General features: G+C 64.3%; 12 protein-coding genes. 8 read left to right on the top strand and 4 right to left on the bottom strand.

The window, feature by feature from the left end:
• Positions 1 to 23: 23 nt before the first annotated feature.
• Positions 24 to 857: a carbon-nitrogen hydrolase family protein gene (locus AB0Y14_RS01365; RefSeq protein WP_436587509.1), complete on the top strand. Its 834-nt coding sequence runs from the start codon at positions 24 to 26 to the stop codon at positions 855 to 857.
• A 250-nt stretch (positions 858 to 1,107) separates the two neighbouring features.
• On the opposite strand, the gene AB0Y14_RS01360 is transcribed toward AB0Y14_RS01365, so the two are convergent.
• From AB0Y14_RS01360 to AB0Y14_RS01350, 3 genes are all read right to left on the bottom strand, one after another.
• Positions 1,108 to 2,571, bottom strand: a complete 1,464-nt coding sequence (locus tag AB0Y14_RS01360) for an NCS2 family permease (protein WP_436587508.1) — start codon at positions 2,569 to 2,571, stop codon at positions 1,108 to 1,110.
• Positions 2,572 to 2,737: 166 nt separating this feature from the next.
• Entirely contained in the window at positions 2,738 to 4,060 is a 1,323-nt protein-coding gene (gene guaD / locus AB0Y14_RS01355; RefSeq protein WP_436587507.1) for a guanine deaminase, read from the bottom strand.
• A gap of 63 nt (positions 4,061 to 4,123) precedes the next feature.
• Positions 4,124 to 5,731, bottom strand: a complete 1,608-nt coding sequence (locus tag AB0Y14_RS01350) for a nucleobase:cation symporter-2 family protein (protein WP_436588790.1) — start codon at positions 5,729 to 5,731, stop codon at positions 4,124 to 4,126.
• A gap of 742 nt (positions 5,732 to 6,473) precedes the next feature.
• Between AB0Y14_RS01350 and AB0Y14_RS01345 the strand changes: the two genes are divergently transcribed.
• The 7 genes from AB0Y14_RS01345 (at position 6,474) to AB0Y14_RS01315 (ending at position 15,462) form a co-directional block, all read left to right on the top strand.
• Positions 6,474 to 8,021: a xanthine dehydrogenase small subunit gene (locus AB0Y14_RS01345; RefSeq protein ID WP_436588789.1), complete on the top strand. Its 1,548-nt coding sequence runs from the start codon at positions 6,474 to 6,476 to the stop codon at positions 8,019 to 8,021.
• Positions 8,018 to 10,531 (top strand): xanthine dehydrogenase molybdopterin binding subunit, encoded by a 2,514-nt coding sequence (gene xdhB, locus AB0Y14_RS01340; protein ID WP_436587506.1) that lies wholly within the window; start codon positions 8,018 to 8,020, stop codon positions 10,529 to 10,531. Before AB0Y14_RS01345 ends, xdhB begins: the two co-directional genes overlap by 4 nt.
• Positions 10,531 to 11,328: a xanthine dehydrogenase accessory protein XdhC gene (gene xdhC / locus AB0Y14_RS01335; protein ID WP_436587505.1), complete on the top strand. Its 798-nt coding sequence runs from the start codon at positions 10,531 to 10,533 to the stop codon at positions 11,326 to 11,328. The genes xdhB and xdhC overlap by 1 nt, the downstream gene beginning before the upstream one ends.
• Before the next feature lie 714 nt (positions 11,329 to 12,042).
• Positions 12,043 to 12,537 carry a 2-oxo-4-hydroxy-4-carboxy-5-ureidoimidazoline decarboxylase gene (uraD, locus tag AB0Y14_RS01330; protein WP_436587504.1) on the top strand — a complete coding sequence of 165 codons (495 nt, stop codon included), beginning with the start codon at positions 12,043 to 12,045 and terminating at the stop codon, positions 12,535 to 12,537.
• A complete protein-coding gene (gene uraH / locus AB0Y14_RS01325) occupies positions 12,534 to 12,860 on the top strand; it encodes a hydroxyisourate hydrolase (RefSeq protein ID WP_436587503.1) in 327 nt (108 codons plus the stop codon). Before uraD ends, uraH begins: the two co-directional genes overlap by 4 nt.
• 73 nt (positions 12,861 to 12,933) lie before the next feature.
• Positions 12,934 to 13,818, top strand: a complete 885-nt coding sequence (pucL, locus tag AB0Y14_RS01320) for a factor-independent urate hydroxylase (RefSeq protein WP_436587502.1) — start codon at positions 12,934 to 12,936, stop codon at positions 13,816 to 13,818.
• A 90-nt stretch (positions 13,819 to 13,908) separates the two neighbouring features.
• On the top strand, positions 13,909 to 15,462 hold the full coding sequence (locus tag AB0Y14_RS01315; RefSeq protein WP_436587501.1) for a nucleobase:cation symporter-2 family protein: 1,554 nt from the start codon (positions 13,909 to 13,911) through the stop codon (positions 15,460 to 15,462).
• Between the two features lie 56 nt (positions 15,463 to 15,518).
• Here the strand turns inward: AB0Y14_RS01315 and AB0Y14_RS01310 are convergent, their stop codons facing one another.
• Entirely contained in the window at positions 15,519 to 16,280 is a 762-nt protein-coding gene (locus AB0Y14_RS01310) for an IclR family transcriptional regulator (RefSeq protein ID WP_436587500.1), read from the bottom strand.
• Positions 16,281 to 16,388: the final 108 nt, after the last annotated feature.

Genomic DNA, 16,388 nt, shown 5'->3' with positions numbered 1-16,388 from the left:
GAACACGATCAAGGAGCAGAACAATGAAGGCAGCACTCGTGCAAATGAACTCGGTGGCGGATCCCCGATCCAACCTGCGTACGATCGCCGACCGGACGGCGGAGGCCGCGGAGAACGGCGCCAGCCTCGTCGTCTTCCCCGAAGCGGCGCAGACCCCCTTTGGTACGGATCTCTCCGCGGCCGCCGAGGAACTCGACGGCCCGTGGGCAACGTGCCTCGAGGCAATAGCCCGTGAGAATGGTGTGACCGTCATCGCCGGTATGTTCCGGCCCGGAACCAACGGCACCGTGAGGAACACGCTCGTGGCCCGGGGCGTGGATCCCGACGGCGGCGCGGTAGCCGTGCATTATGACAAGGTCCACCTCTTCGACGCGTTCGGACACCAGGAATCAGAGGCCGTCTCCCCCGGCGAGGCAATCCGCACCTTCGCCTTCGGTCGCCTCACCATAGGGCTGGCCATCTGCTACGACGTGCGTTTCCCAGCTCTTTTCACGGCCCAGGCGCGCTCGGGTGCGGATGCGATCGTCGTGTCCGCATCGTGGGGGTCAGGCCCCGGGAAGATCGAACAGTGGGAACTGCTCGGCCGAGCACGCGCGTTGGATGCGACAGCCTACGTCCTCGCGTGCGGTCAGGCGGACCCGAGAGCCACGGGCACCACCGCGGCGCAGGACAGCCCGACGGGAGTGGGCCACTCGTACGTGGCAAGTCCGAAGGGAGAGGTGGTCTCTTCCGCCGAGGCCGGTGACGAGATCATCTATGCGGACCTCTCGTCCCAGGACGTTCGTCGGACACGTGCCGCGATTCCTGTACTCGCGAACTCGCTCCTCGAGGGCGAGGTGGTCGTCGAAGGGAGGTGAGCGCCAGCGACAGGTTCCGGACCGGTGAGACCGGCGGAACGGTCACGTCGACCGCACGCCGACGCCTGCCGTGCCGTTGCCTTGTTTGACCACGTGGTCCGATTTTTGACCATGCGAACAAACACATTGACGCGAACACAGCAGGCTCGGCGCGAAGACATCCTTGCCGCCGCTCCTCGGGTCCTCACTGGTCGTGGATCCGCAGCTTTTTCCCTCCGTGCCCGGACCAGCTCCGGGCCCCAACGAATCCTCAGCCTCCGAGGAGAGCCGTGATCCCATCTCGGGTGAAGTACAACAGGAATCCCGCCGAGACCACCCACATCAACCAGTGCACCTGGCGGCCTCTGCCGGTCAGAACGTGGATCAGTGCCCAGGAGATGAACCCGACTCCGATACCGTTCGCGATCGAATAGGTCAGCGGCATCGAGACGATTGTCAGGAACACGGGCAACGAGACCCGGAAGTCCTTCATCTCGATGTCCTGGATCTGGATGACCATCATGGCCCCGACGATCACGAGCGCTGCGGCCCCCGCCTCCATCGGAATGACTTCGATCAAGGGCGTGAAGAACATCGATACCAGGAAGAGTCCACCGCTGACGCACGCGGCCAGCCCCGTTCGGGCACCCTCCGCGACACCGGCGGCGGAGTCCACGAACACAGTGTTCGAGGAGGCAGATGCGGCGCCGCCGCCGATGGCACCGATGCCTTCAACGATGAATGCCTGACGGATCCGAGGAAAGGTTCCGTCCGGCCTGGCCAGACCGGCGTTCCCCGCGAGTCCCGTCATGGTGCCCATCGCGTCGAAGAAGTTGGTGAACAGCAGGGTGAATACCAGCATGACCACGGACAGCATGCCGACCCTCTGGATTGAGCCGAACAGGTCGAATTCACCGACCAGGCCGAAATCCGGCAGGGCGACGATGTGGCTGGGCAGCTCGGGCGCGCTCAGGTTCCATCCCTGAGGGTCCGGATTCTTCGGATCCCCGACGGTCCCCAGGTGTGCGATCGCCTGAACGATGATGGATACGACGGTCGCGACGACCATGCCGATCAGGATTCCGCCCGGGACACGGCGCACCACGAGCACGCCGATCAGCAACAGGGCAAAGACGAAAATGATGGTCGGCATCGCTGTGATCGATCCGCCCTGGCCCAGCTGCACGGGCGGGCCGTCCGGGGTTCTGGTCACGAATCCGGAGTTCACGAATCCGATGAAGGCGATGAACAGCCCGATGCCGACCGTGATCGCTGTCTTCAATGGCGCCGGGACTGCGTGGAAAATCGCTGTCCGCACGCCGGTGGCCCCAAGGAATACGATGATCACACCGTTGATGATGACGAGCCCCATGGCTTCGGGCCAGGTCACGTCATGCACCACCGAGACGGCCAGGAAGCTGTTCATGCCCAGGCCGGCCGCGAGAGAGAACGGGAGGCGGGCCACGAGTCCGAAGAGCACCGTGATGGTGCCGGCGACCAGGCCGGTCACCGCGGTGAGTTGGCCGAAGTCGAGACCGTTGCCTTCGACGTCCGTGGCGGCGCCGAGGATCTGCGGGTTGAGGACGACTATGTACGCCATCGCCACGAATGCGACGAGACCGCCGCGCAGCTCCTGCTTGACCGTGGATCCGCGTGCGGTGATTTCGAAAAAGCGGTCCAGGGCGGAGCGTTTGTCCGTGGATTTTTGTTCTGTTCTGACATTGGTTGCAGCCATTGGGTGCCTCTGTTTCCCTGCCATTCCGGGACATCGGAATGGAGATTGTTTCTGGGGACTGGCGAATAAGAATTCTTACCCTTACGGAGCGCCTCTCACCGGGCGGCGTCGGGCTCCGAGCGTGTGATGGTCATCAGCAGGTTGGCAGGTACCGACGGGGTCTCCGTCACCTGGCCTTCGTCCCAGCGACGTAAACGCTGTGGACTGCCCGGTCGTCTCCGAGAAGCATCATTGCGAAAAGAAGTTCCTCGGTAGTCTGCGCGTAGTCGGTCCTCTGGCGCAGCACGGGGGTGGATTCCGGATCGAGCACGACGATGTCGGCTTCCTTGCCCGGCTCGAGACTGCCGACGGCGTGATCCGTCCCCAAAGCCTCGGCCCCGTCCAGGGTCGCCAGACGGAGGGCTTCGAAGGATTCGAGGGGTTCGCCGACGGAACGACTGACCTTGTACGCCTCGTTCAGCGAGGCCAGCGGAGACAGGCTCGTTCCCGCTCCGACGTCGGACCCCAGCCCGATTCTGAGCCCCGGGGTCCGCCGGTTCTCCTTGAGCCGGAAAAGGCCCGATCCGAGAAAGAGATTCGACGTCGGGCAGTGTGCGAGGGACGCCTGGGCCGCACCGAGACGGTCGAGCTCGCTCTCTGACACGTGAGTCGCGTGCCCGAAGACCGATCGTTTCCTGACCAGGCCGAATCGCTCGTACACGGCGGTGTAGTCGGACTCGTCCGGAAACAATTCCCCGACCCATTCGCATTCCGAGGGGTTCTCGGACAGGTGGGTCTGGATCGGAATTTCCGGGTGGTCCTCCGCGATCCGGCCGAGGAGCTCCAACTGGCGGGATGACGACGTCGGGGCGAATCGCGGAGTCAGGGCGTATTCGAGACGATCCACCCCGTGCCATTCCTCCAGAAGTTCGAGGCTCTGTTCATAGGCCTGCTCCGGGGTATCGAGCAAGTAGTCGGGAGCATTCCGATCCATGCACACCTTGCCCGTCATGATCCGGAGGTTCTTCGACCTGGCCGAGCGGAAGAGTGCCCGCGCCGATTCCGGATGCACCGTGGCGTAGACACAGGCCGAGGTCACCCCGTGTGCCACGAGCTGGTCGGTGAAGAAATTCGCCATGGCCGCGCAGTGCGACCGGTCGGCGAAGAGCCCTTCGGCGGGGAACGTGTAATTCTCCAACCACTCCAGGAGCTGCAACCCGGGGGACGCGATCATCGTCATCTGCGAGTAGTGGGCATGGCAGTCCACAAAACCTGGAACCACCAGACGGTCCCCGTGGGCCTCGACCGACGCCGAAGGGTACTTGTCCAGGACCTCACCGGCAGGTCCGACGGCAAGAATGCGCTCACCCTGCACGGCAATTCCGCCGTGCTCGAGGTCCATCGTCCGGGCCCGGTCCCGAGTCGGGCTCACGACGTGACCGGTGATGATGCGGATGGGTGCGGCCGCGGCGTCGTCCGCGACCTCCTCATCCCATTCGATGATGTTCATCGCTTCCTTCCTCCATTCACTGTGATGCGTGTGCGATTGATGTTCTGTGCGAGGTGACCGCGATCAGTTGCCGGGGCGGTCGGCCGGAGTTTTCTTGGTTCCGTCCAGGATGAGTCGGATTTCGCTCGTGTCGGTGACTTCCCCAGAATCGATGGCCTGCCGGATCTCTTCGGTCCTCGAGTCCGGCACGGTCGGGACCTCTTCCCCGTCGCGATCGAGGAGTTTGCCGTCCGTCACCACATCGCCTTCTTGCAGTTTCTGGAGATCCGATGACGTCATGTATCGGACAGGCCGTGCCGCGAAGACGGACGCACCCTTCGGATTTCCCAGGTGTATCTCGTTGAACACGAGATTCAGGAGAACGGCCATGAACGCCGTCGAAGAGATCCCCGAGGTGAAGATGGTCTGGAACCAGGACGGGAAGCCTTCGTAGATGTCGGGCTGAACCACGGGAACCATGCCGAAGGCCAAGGACACGGAGACGATCACGAGGTTCATGTTCCCCTCGAAGGAGACGGACTTCAGGGTACGGATGCCCGATCCGGCCACGGTCCCGAACAGCACCATTCCCGCGCCGCCCAGCACGGGCATCGGGATCGCGGCGACCACCTGGCCCAAGACGGGCAGGAGTCCCATGATCACCAGGATCACGCCGCCGGTCGCGACGACGAAGCGGCTGCGCACTCCGGTCAGAGCGATCAACCCGATGTTCTGGGAGAACGCGGTCTGGGTGAACGATCCGAACACGGGTGCCACAGCGGAGGAGAGCATGTCCGCGCGCAAGCCGCGGGAGATGCGGCGGCGTCCCACTCGGCTACCGACCACTTCCCCGACGGCGAGCAGGTTCGCCACGGATTCCGTCATCGCCACGAGGATCACGATCACCATGGAAACGATCGCTGCGGGGTCGAAGGCGGGCCACCCGAATCCGAAGAACTCGGGCAGGGCCGCCCAGGCGCCGTCGCCCACGTCGGAGAAGTCCGTGAGCCCCATGAAGATGCCGACGACGGTGCCGAGCACAAGACCCAACAGGATCGATAGCCGCGACAGTGCCGCGGAACCGATCTTGCTGAAGAACAGCGTGATCGCGAGCGTCACAAAGGCCAGGATGACATGGGGCATCGCCCCGTAGTCCCCGGCCTCGGCGTCGCCGCCCATAGCCCAGTCGGAGGCGACGGGAACCAGGCTCAACCCGATGCCGGCGATGACCGTTCCGGTCACGACGGGTGGGAGAAACCGGACCACGGACGCGAAGAAGGGGGCAATCAGCAGGCCAATGATGCTCGCGACGATCACGGCGCCCAGCACGGTGGTGATGTCGCTACCTGGTGTTGCCAGAATGGCCAGCATCGTGGCGACGCCGCCGAAAGTGACGCCCTGAACCACAGGGAGCTTTGCCCCGAAGAACGGAACGCCCACGCTCTGCAGGATCGTCGCCAGTCCCCCGACGAACAGACTCGCGGTGACCATGATGGCCGAACGCCCTGGCGAGAGATGCATGGCGTTCGCGACCACCAGCGGAACCGCGATGATGCCCCCGTACATCGTCAGGACGTGTTGGAAACCGAAGGTGATCAGCTTGCCGACCGGCAGCCACGTGTCTTCCGGTCTGTCGGAGGACGCGGGTATCGAGGATCTGCCGCCGGACCGTGGGATCTTCTGGCTACTCATCATGTGGGAACCTTCCCGAACGCGGAGGCGAGAGTGGCTCGATGCCCGCCCGGGTTCCATGGAAACTGACCGGTAATTTCATGATGCGGTATTTGCAATCCGCATTGTGGAGACCAGTGTAACCCGAGTCACGCAGATTTTCACAAGGTCATCCGAACAGAATCGTTGATCGATGTGTCGTCCGCTGGATACGACAGACGCCGCGGGGACGCTATTGTCCCACTGCCGCCGGTGCACTGATGCGGCTGGCTCCCCCACTGCGCGAGGTGGCAATTCCGCGCATCCGCCACACATGAGGTGGCAGATTTGGAACCACATTCGGCCAAAAATCGCACGCCAGTGCCAGCTCGGCGGGTGTTCCACCACCTCGACGCCGCCCCAGGGCTGCACGCAACCCAAAATACCCGCCAGTTTTCCGCGATGCGGATTCCAAATTTCATTATCGGTGCTAGGATGACCGAAAATCCATATTTGTAGGGAGCCAGGTCACACACAGGATGGGTCGGAGTGGTTCGCCTCACTCAATATTAGAGGAGCGCGGCACGAACTTGCGACGTCGGCGCCGAACCGCGGTGCTGATGACGTCACCTCACGAGGCCCCAGAGCATGAGACCTCGACGTCGCGGACCGTCGGGGCGAGGACGACAGCTCGCATGCCATCACCACAAGTGCAGGTCGCGCCGATTCACACACCACACCGGCCCAGGCTTTCTCACACCACCACAACAAGGAGGACGTGATGATGGGTTCATTCAGCATCACCGTCAACGGACAGCAGCACGTTGATACCGACGTACCGGTTTACCTCAACTTGCTGGACTGGCTCCGCAATCTGGGGCTGACCGGCGCCAAAGAAGGATGCGCCGAAGGCGAATGCGGCGCATGCGCCGTACTGATCGCACGCCCCGACGGGGACGAGGCATCACGGTGGACCTCGATCAACGCGTGCCTCGTGCCGGCTCTGGCCTGCAATGGCCAGGAGGTCGTCACCTCCGAAGGCCTCGGAACCAGTCCCGGTCCGGGGTCGGTGGAGAATCTGCACCCCGTCCAGAAAGAAATGGCTTACCGGGGCGGTTCCCAATGCGGATTCTGCACTCCGGGATTCATCTGTTCGATGGCCGCCGAGTACTACCGTCCCGAACGGACTCCGACCGGCGCCGCTCCCGCGTCGGCCACCGCCACGGCGGCATCCGGTCCCGGATCACCCGCCGCATCGTCCGCCACCACCACTTCCGCCTCCACACCGTCCGGTGAACTCGGGGGGAACGGCTTTGACCTCCACGCGTTGAGCGGCAACCTGTGCAGATGCACCGGCTACCGCCCGATCAAGGATGCCGCCTACGCGTTGACTACCCCGGATTCCAACGACCCGCTGGCGCTCCGGCAGTCCTCGTCTGCGCCGGTCGTCGATCGCGGCGAGATCCGCACTGGCGAAGCTCTCTTCACCCGCCCCCAGGATCTCGACGATCTGGCCGGTCGCTACGCCGAGGCTCCCGACGCCGTGCTGTTGGCCGGATCGACCGACGTCGGCGTCGAGACGAACATCCGTCACACGCGCCCCGAGAATGTGATCGCGATCGACCACCTCGAGGAGCTCCGCTCCCTCCGACATGCAGACGACTACGTGGAGATCGGGGCAGCCTTGACCCTGTCCGAGGCCGAACGTCGCCTCGACGGCAGCGTGCCCCTGCTCGCCAAGCTCTTCCCGCAGTTCGCCTCACGACTCATCCGCAACAGTGCGACCTTCGGCGGCAATCTGGGAACCGGCTCCCCCATCGGCGATTCGGCCCCCGTGCTCCTGGCGCTGGATGCTTCGCTCGTCCTGTACTCGACCGAGGGCGAACGCACCGTCCCGATCTCCGAGTACTTCACTGGATACCGGCAGACCGTCCGGAAGACCGGGGAATTCATCCGGGCCATCCGTATTCCCTTGCCTCTGTCCGAGACCACGGCGTTCTACAAGGTTGCCAAACGGAGATTCGACGACATTTCCTCCGTGTCCACGGCCTTTGCGATGCAGCTGGACGAGGGCCGCATCTCATCGATCCGGATCGGCATGGGAGGCGTCGCGGCGACGCCCATCCGGGCGCAGGCCGCCGAACAGTACCTGGTCAACAAGCCGTGGACCGATGAAACGGTCCGCGAGGCGTCGTCGCTCATGACCGCCGAGAGCACACCCATGGACGACCACCGTGCCAGCTCCCGGTACAGGTCGTCGATGCTCGAGCAATCTGTGCTCCGGTTCTACGCCCAATTCCGACCCTCCGAATTCGCAGGAGCGAAATCATGAAGACAGTCACGCACGCACCCGCCGACCCGCGTCCGGCCGGCGTCGGGACGAGAGTCGCGCACGAGAGCGCCGCGCAGCACGTCACCGGCGAAGCCCTGTACACGCATGATCTGGCCACGAGAGACAAGAGCAGCCTGCACGCCTGGCCGGTCCAGTCCGCGCACGCGCACGCGTTGGTCACGAAGCTGAACACCGACGAAGCGCGGAAGGTACCGGGCGTCGTCGAGATCCTGACGGCCGACGACGTCCCCGGCCTCAACGACGCCGGCGTCAAGCACGACGAGCCCCTGTTCCCGTCCGAGGTCATGTACTTCGGCCACGCGATCTGTTGGGTCATCGGCGAGACGGCGGAGGCCGCACGGCGGGGCGCCGAGGCGGTTGAGGCCGAGTACGAACCGCTGCCCTCGATCGTCACTCTTCCGGAAGCGATCGACGCGGCCAGATTCCAGGGGCCGCAGCACGTCATGGAGCGTGGCGAGCCCAATGAAGCGTTGGAGAAAGCCACGCATCGGTTCCGTGGGACCTTCGAGTTCGGCGGCCAGGAGCACTTCTACCTGGAAACCCACGCGTCCTTCGCCAGAGTGGACGAATCCGGGCAGGTCCTGGTCAACTCGTCGACCCAGCACCCGACCGAGACCCAAGAGATCGTTGCCCACGTGCTCGGCCTGTCCAGTCACGAGGTCACGGTCCAGTCTCTCCGGATGGGCGGCGCCTTCGGCGGCAAGGAGATGCAGCCTCACGGACTCGCCGCCGTCGCGGCCCTGGCGGCGGTCCGAACGGGCAGACCCGTGAGCCTCCGTCTGACCCGGACCCAGGACATCACCATGACCGGCAAGCGCCATCCCTTCCACGCGGAATGGGATATCGGCTTCGACGACCAGGGCCGCATCACGGGCCTGGATGCGACGCTGACCGCCGACGGCGGATGGGCCATGGACCTGTCCGAGCCGGTTCTCTCACGGGCCATGTGCCACATCGACAACGCGTACATGGTGCCCAACATCCACGTGCACGGACGGATCGCGAAAACGAACAAGACATCCCAGACGGCGTTCCGCGGATTCGGTGGGCCCCAAGGGATGCTGGTCCTGGAGAACATTCTCGGCCGGTGCGCCCCACTGCTCCGGATCGACGCGGGCGAATTGCGGCGTCGCAACTTCTACCAGCCGGGCGACACCACACCGTATGGCCAGCTCGTGCGTCACGCCGAAAGGCTCCCCGATATTTGGGGCACGCTGTCCGAGAGGGCCGACGTCGTGCGCCGGAAAGCCGAGATCGCCGAGTACAACGCCGCCCACACGGACACCAAACGATCACTCGCGATGACGCCGGTCAAATTCGGCATCTCCTTCAACTTCGCCGCATTCAACCAGGCCGGCGCCCTGGTGCACGTCTACAAGGACGGTTCAGTGCTCATCAACCACGGCGGAACCGAGATGGGGCAAGGTCTCCATACGAAGATGCGGCAGGTCGCGGCGACCACTCTGGGCGTGCATCTGGACCGCGTACGGTTGGCGCCGACGCGTACCGACAAGGTCCCGAATACCTCGGCGACCGCGGCGAGTTCCGGTGCTGACCTCAATGGTGGGGCCGTGAAGAACGCGTGCGAACAAATCCGAGAACGACTCGCCCAGGTTGCCGGCGGCATCTTCGGTGCGAACCCTCACGACGTCAGGTTCGAGGATGACGGCGTCGCCGCGTTGGGCAAAGATCCCGTACCTTTCGAGGAGGTCGTCTCGGATGCCTACATGCAGCGCGTCCAGCTCTTCGCGGCCGGCTATTACCGCACGGAGGGTATCCACTGGGACTCCTCGACCATGCACGGTTCCCCCTTCAAGTACTTCGCATACGGCGCGGCGGCTACCGAGGTCGAGGTCGAAGCCTTCACTGGTTCGTACCGAGTGCTGCGCACCGACATCGTCCACGACGTCGGCGATTCCTTGTCGCCGCTCGTGGACGTCGGTCAGATCGAAGGCGGCTTCGTCCAGGGCACCGGTTGGCTCACGCTCGAAGAACTCCGGTGGGACACCTCCGACGGGGACCGGCGCGGCCGTCTCGCCACCCAGGCCGCCAGTACGTACAAGCTCCCGAGTTTTTCGGAACTGCCCGAGGAGTTCAACGTGCACCTGTACGAGCGGGCGACGGAAACCGGCGTCGTCTATGGTTCGAAAGCCGTCGGCGAGCCGCCCTTGATGCTCGCCATGAGCGTGCGCGAGGCTCTGCGGACCGCGGTGGAAGCCTTCGGTCCGGAAGGCGCGGAGGTGGATCTCGGATGTCCCTCCACTCCCGAGAAGGTCTTCTGGGCGATCCAGGAGGTCCGCGGCGCGGAGCCCGAAGGAGAATCCGAGCGCGCCGAGCAGGAGAAGGAAGAGGTAGGCACCGCGCCGGGAGCGGGACCCCAGGCGGCCAAGCCCGAGCCCGCCACGGATGCGGAGGGTCATCAGGCAACGTCGCCCGTGAAGACAGGTCGACCGCCTCAGTCGCCACAGCCAGAGACAGAGTCGGTCTGATGGAGTGGCTCACCGGCCTCGAGTCCCTCACGTCCGAGGGTACGAGCGGGATCCTGGTGACCCTGATCTCGGTGCGCGGCCACGCCCCGAGAGCAGCAGGAACCAAGATGGTCGTGTCCGCGGAGCGGACCTGGGACACCATCGGCGGGGGCAACCTCGAAGCCACCGTCACCGACACCGCTCGCCGCATGCTGACTGACGGAGAAGCCGAGCCCCGAACCGAAGAGATGTCCCTGACCGAGCACACGACCACGCGCTACGGCCGGCAATGCTGCGGCGGCAGGGTCGAGGTTCTCTTCGAGCCCTTCGCCGCACCGCCTGTGGTCGCGATCTTCGGGGCCGGGCACGTGGGGACCGAAATCGTTCGGTTGCTGTCTCGGCTTCCCGTTACGGTTCATCTTGCGGACAGCCGACAGGTCGCCGTCGACGCGGCCCGCGCACTGGAACCGGACGGCGGACCAGCGAGACTCCGGGTGCACCATGCACCCGCTCCCGAAGCCGTGCTCAAGGACCTTCCTCCGGAAAGTCACGTGCTCATCATGTCCCACGACCACGCAGAGGACCTCATCCTCTGCGATACGGCACTGGGAAGAGACGACCTGGCCTCGGTGGGTCTGATCGGCTCCTCGGCCAAGTGGGCCCGATTCAGGAAGCGTTTGCGGGAATTGGACCACGAGGATACGGCCATCGGTCGCATCACCTGCCCCATCGGGATCGCCGGTATCGAGGGCAAGTCCCCCGCGGTCATCGCGATCAGCGTGGTCGCGGCCCTCGCCCAGGATGTCGACTGGCCGTGATCACTGCGGATTCAGGGGCGGAAGCGGACGACGTCGATATCCCTTCAACCGGATCGGTGCGGATTCCCTGTCGATCACCAACGCATCACCGTACGTGGTCCACGCGGAAACGTTTCCCGGGATAGCAGTCAGATGTTCGGGAGGAAGGAACACGACCACCGGACAGAATCTTCTTTTTCACGATGTCTCTCGAAGACGAAAGAACGGGATAGATATGATGTGACTCACGCTCTCGTGAGCTCATCAATAACTGCAAGCTGACCCATGTGTATCGTCACGACCATTTCGTGACAGTTTTATTCGAGTGATGCTCTGCAGTTTCGCCTTCGCTGGGGGACGGACATTTCTGTGAAGCACCTGCCAACAGACTCAGTCCGGCGGCCCTCACGCACCCCTCACCACGTGTCGCCAGAGGTCATATGGCGCATTGTTGTGGATTTTTTGGCCCAAGCGAGGCCGGGCACGCCACCCGCCCGGCCGCACAGATGGGCGCTCAACCCGCTTCGCCGTGCGAGATCCCCCAGCCCGGCGCACTCACCCGGACTGCGCCCCGCAGCACGGCATGCACCCAGGCAGTCACGTCTCCACGAGCACATCACGAGAACCCACCACGAAAATCGTCACCACCCCTTGACTTCCCGCTCGTGATCCAGTTCACTGTTTAGAAATGGAAATTAACTTTCACCATACGAAATCAGACAGCAGGAGGTGTCCATGAGACTCACGGAGTTCAACGCTCTCGATCCCGCCTCCGCAACGGACGCCGTCAGCCCGGCCCTGGACATTCCCCGCTGGGTCGGGGAGGTTGTCGCGGCCAGGCCATTCGGCTCGGTCGCGGACGTGCTCGAAGTCGCCCGACACGCCGCCCACCCGTTCACCGACGCCGAGATCGACCAAGCCCTCTCCCACCATCCGAAAATCGGTCAGCGGGACGAGTCGGAATCCGAGGAAGCCAAGCATTCCCGGTCCGAGCAAGCCAGCCTTGGTCCATCGGCCCCATCGACCCGTGCGGCCCTCGCCGCCGGCAACAGGGACTACGAATCCCGCTTCGGCCACGTCTTCCTGATCCGCGCCGCAGGTCGTTCGCACGAAGAAATCCTGTCGGAACTCCACCGGCGCCTGGACAACTCCCCCACGGCGGAGCGCGCCGAAGTAGCCGAGCAGCTGCGCGAAATCGCCGTCCTGCGCATCGAAGGGATGCTTTCATGAGCTTCATTTCCGCCCACGTTCTCGATTCCGTCCACGGCCGACCCGCCGCGGGAATCGACGTGACGCTCCTCCATGGCTCCGGCGAGGAAATCGCCGCAGCCACCACCAACGAGGACGGCCGGGTCAACGACCTCGGCCCAGAAACCCTGGAATCCGGCCATTACCGGATCATTTTCGCGACCGAACCGTACTTCTCCGGGCAGGGCCTGGAGACGTTCTACCCGTTCGTCGCGGTGGATTTCACGGTGCAGGAACAGAAGGGGCACTACCACGTGCCTCTTCTGCTCAGCCCTTACGCGTATTCCACATACCGCGGCAGTTGACCCAGGAGCCGACCCCTCGTCGACGATTGCCGGTCCACCCCATCCAACGAAAATGCATCAGGAGCAGAACACCATGACCAACGTTGTCCTCGGAAAGACCCAGTACGGCAAGGCCGAGAACCACGTGGTGCGGGTCAACCGCGCCACGGACCGACACACGCTGCGCGACCTCGTGGTCACCTCCCAATTGCGAGGCGACTTCGACGCCGTGCACACCCACGGCGACAACGCGCACTGCGTGGCAACGGACACCCAGAAGAACACCGTTTTCGCGTTGGCCCAGAAGCACGACATCACCACCCCGGAGGAATACCTCGGAATCCTCGCTGACCACTTCACCTCGGAGTTCGACTGGGTCAGCGGCGGACGTTGGGCGGCCGATGAACACGCGTGGGCCAGGATCAACGACCACGACCACTGCTTCGTCCAGAACAAGGACGAGATCCGTACCGCGGTGGTCGTGGCCGACGGTGACCGGCGCACGGTGATCTCCGGATTCAAGGGCCTGACGGTCCTGAAGTCCACGGAGTCGGGGTTCGTCGGCTATCCCAAGGATCAGTACACGACCCTCCCGGAGACCGAGGACCGCGTTCTCTCGACCGACATCGCGACCAGGTGGAGGTACAACACCGACGACGTCGATTACGACGCCGCCTACGAGGACGTCAAGTCCATCATCCTGGAGAAGTTCACAGACCACTACTCGCGGGCCCTCCAGGAGACGCTGTACCTCATGGGTCAGGCCGTGATCGAAGCCCACCCGGAGATCGACGAGATCAAGTTCTCGTGCCCCAACAAGCACCATTTCGTCTACGACCTGGGCTTCTGCGGGGAGTCGAACAATAACGAGACCCACTACGCCGCCGACCGGCCCTACGGCCTGATCGAGGCGACGATCCGCCGGGAAGACGCCCCGGAGGCCGAGGAAGCCTGGGACGGAATCGCAGGCTTCTGCTGAACCGACCGGTGAGAGGGGCCGTGTCCCGTCCCTGACGGACGGGGCACGGCCTTTTTCCTACCCGGGCGACGCACAAGGAAGGTCATTCCCATGTCCACACAGATCCAGACCGGAAGCGGTCCGCGCTCCGAGGACGAGTACCTCGGCATCGGCGCGAGCTTCGGCTACGGCTTCCAGCACGTCCTGACCATGTACGGCGGGATCATTGCCCCGCCCTTGATCGTCGGCGGCGCCGCAGGGTTGTCCGGAGGCGAGCAGGCGCTCCTGGTCGCCTGTTGTCTGTTCATCGGTGGCCTGGCCACCGTTTTGCAGTCCTTCGGCATCCCGTTCTTCGGTTCCCAATTGCCGCTGGTCCAGGGCACGTCGTTCGCGAGCGTGGCGACCATGACGGCCATCGTCTCGGGGGACGGAGGAATCCGAGCAGTTTTTGGTGCCGTGATGGTCTCCTCATTCATCGGATTCCTGATCGCGCCATTCTTCGCTCGCATCGTCCGATTCTTCCCACCGGTCGTGACCGGCGTCGTGATCACGACCATCGGGCTGTCCTTGTTCCCCACTGCGGCCGAATGGGTCATGGGAGGCGCCGACGTCGCGGCCTCGGGAGATTCCTCGACGATCGTCAAGAGCGTGTGCCTCGCGGGCGCCACGCTGCTCATCATCCTGCTGCTGTCAAAAGTCGGCAGTGCGGCCGTTTCCCGACTGTCCATCCTGGTCGGGATCGTGCTCGGCACAGTTGTGGCAACCCTGCTCGGCATGACGGACTTCTCCGATGTCGGTCAGGGCGCCCTGTTCGCCTTTCCGCAGCCATTCGCCTTCGGGCTGCCGACCTTCGATCTGGCCTCCATCGTGTCGATGACCATCGTGATGCTGGTGATCCTCACCGAGACCACGGCGGACGTCCTGGCCGTCGGGCAGATCGTCGGAAGCCGGGTGGACAGGCGACGTATCGGCGATGGCCTCCGGGCCGACATGGCCGCTTCCTTCGCCGCTCCCGTCTTCAACGGATTCACGCAATCCGCCTTTGCGCAGAATGTGGGTCTGGTCGCCATCACCGGGGTCAAATCCCGGTTCGTGGTCACCTGTGGCGGCGTGATCATGCTCGTCCTGGGGCTGCTCCCGGTGCTCGGGCGCGTGGTTGCCGCGGTTCCGCCTCCCGTCCTGGGCGGCGCCGGAATCGTCTTGTTCGGCACGGTCGCCGCCTCCGGCATCAGGACGCTGAGCACGGTCGAGTACGAGGGCACCTCGAACCTGATCATCGTCTCGGCCTCGCTGGGAGTCGGACTGCTGCCGGTGGTCATGCCGGACATCTACAGCGGCTTCCCGTCCTGGTTCGAGACGATCTTCCACTCGGGAATCAGCTCGGCGGCCGTCGTCGCGGTCCTGCTGAACCTCTTGTTCAACGAATTGAAACTGGGCAACCCTCCGGCCGGCGAGAGCTCGGTCTTCGCCTCCGCCCCCCCACGGTTCGTGCCCATCGAAGCCCTCGAACAACTTCGCGGACGACTGCACGAGGGCGACGTCGTCCGGGACGGCAAGATCGTGGACGCGAGCGGCGTCGAGGTCCCCTGCGTCACGGCATCGGGCCAGGTGGTGGAATCACCCGTCATCGACCCGCCACCCCGACCCGCGAACGAGCGGACGTGACCGGAACGGACACCGGACGGAGGGCGTCGGGTCGGATCTCTCCGACCCGACGCCACTCAGCCGGCCTTCGCGAACTGGGCAGAGAGCTCGTCCGCGGCTTCCCGGAGCAACGGCACCGCGCGCTCCCCGAAGTCCCAATCAACTCGGGACACGGGACCGGAGACCGAAATGGCCGTCGGCGTCGGCGCCTCCGGAAGAGCCATGGAGAAGCAGCGGACGCCGACCTCCTGCTCCTCGTCATCGATCGCGTAACCCCGTTCCCGAATCTTCTCGAGATCCGCGAGCAGATCCTCCATGGTGCCCAGGCTCTTCCTGGTCGGCGTCGGCATTCCCATCGACGAAACGATCGAGATCACCTGAGACTCGGGGAGCGTGGCAAGAATGGCCTTGCCGACGCCGGTGTCGTGAGTGTGTGCCCGACGTCCGACCTCGGTGAACATCCTCATCGACTGCGAGGACTGGGCCTGGCCGACGTAGACGACCATGTGCCCGTCCAGCATCGCCATGTTCGCGGACTCGCCGAGCTGGTCGACGAGCTTCTTGAGGACGGGTTGCGCGTGCGCCCCCAGTTGCAGGCTCGCCGTGTACCCAAGCCGGATCAGGCCCGGCCCCAGGGCGTAGCTCCTGTTGGGAAGCTGCCGCACATACCCCAGGAAAACCAGAGTCCTGAGCAACCTGTGGATCGTGGGCAGGGGCAACTCGGATTTGGCGGCCAGCTCGCTCAGCGAACTCTCTCCGCCGGACGCCGTAATGATATTGAGCAGATCGAAGACGCGCTCGACGGATTGGACGCCGCCCGTGGCCTTGCCTTCTGTCATGAATACTCCTTTGTATGGTCACCGCACGGTGGTGGTTCGCTCCGATCCAGCCTGGTCCAGCCCCGGCCCGGAAATTCTGGCGGTTCACCGATCCCCAGAATAGCTGGG

The sequence above is a fragment of the Rothia sp. HC945 genome (genome assembly GCF_051370785.1).
Classification (GTDB): domain Bacteria; phylum Actinomycetota; class Actinomycetes; order Actinomycetales; family Micrococcaceae; genus Rothia.
Note: the sequence above shows the minus strand (reverse complement) of the source record. Positions and strands in the feature narration are given on the sequence as shown.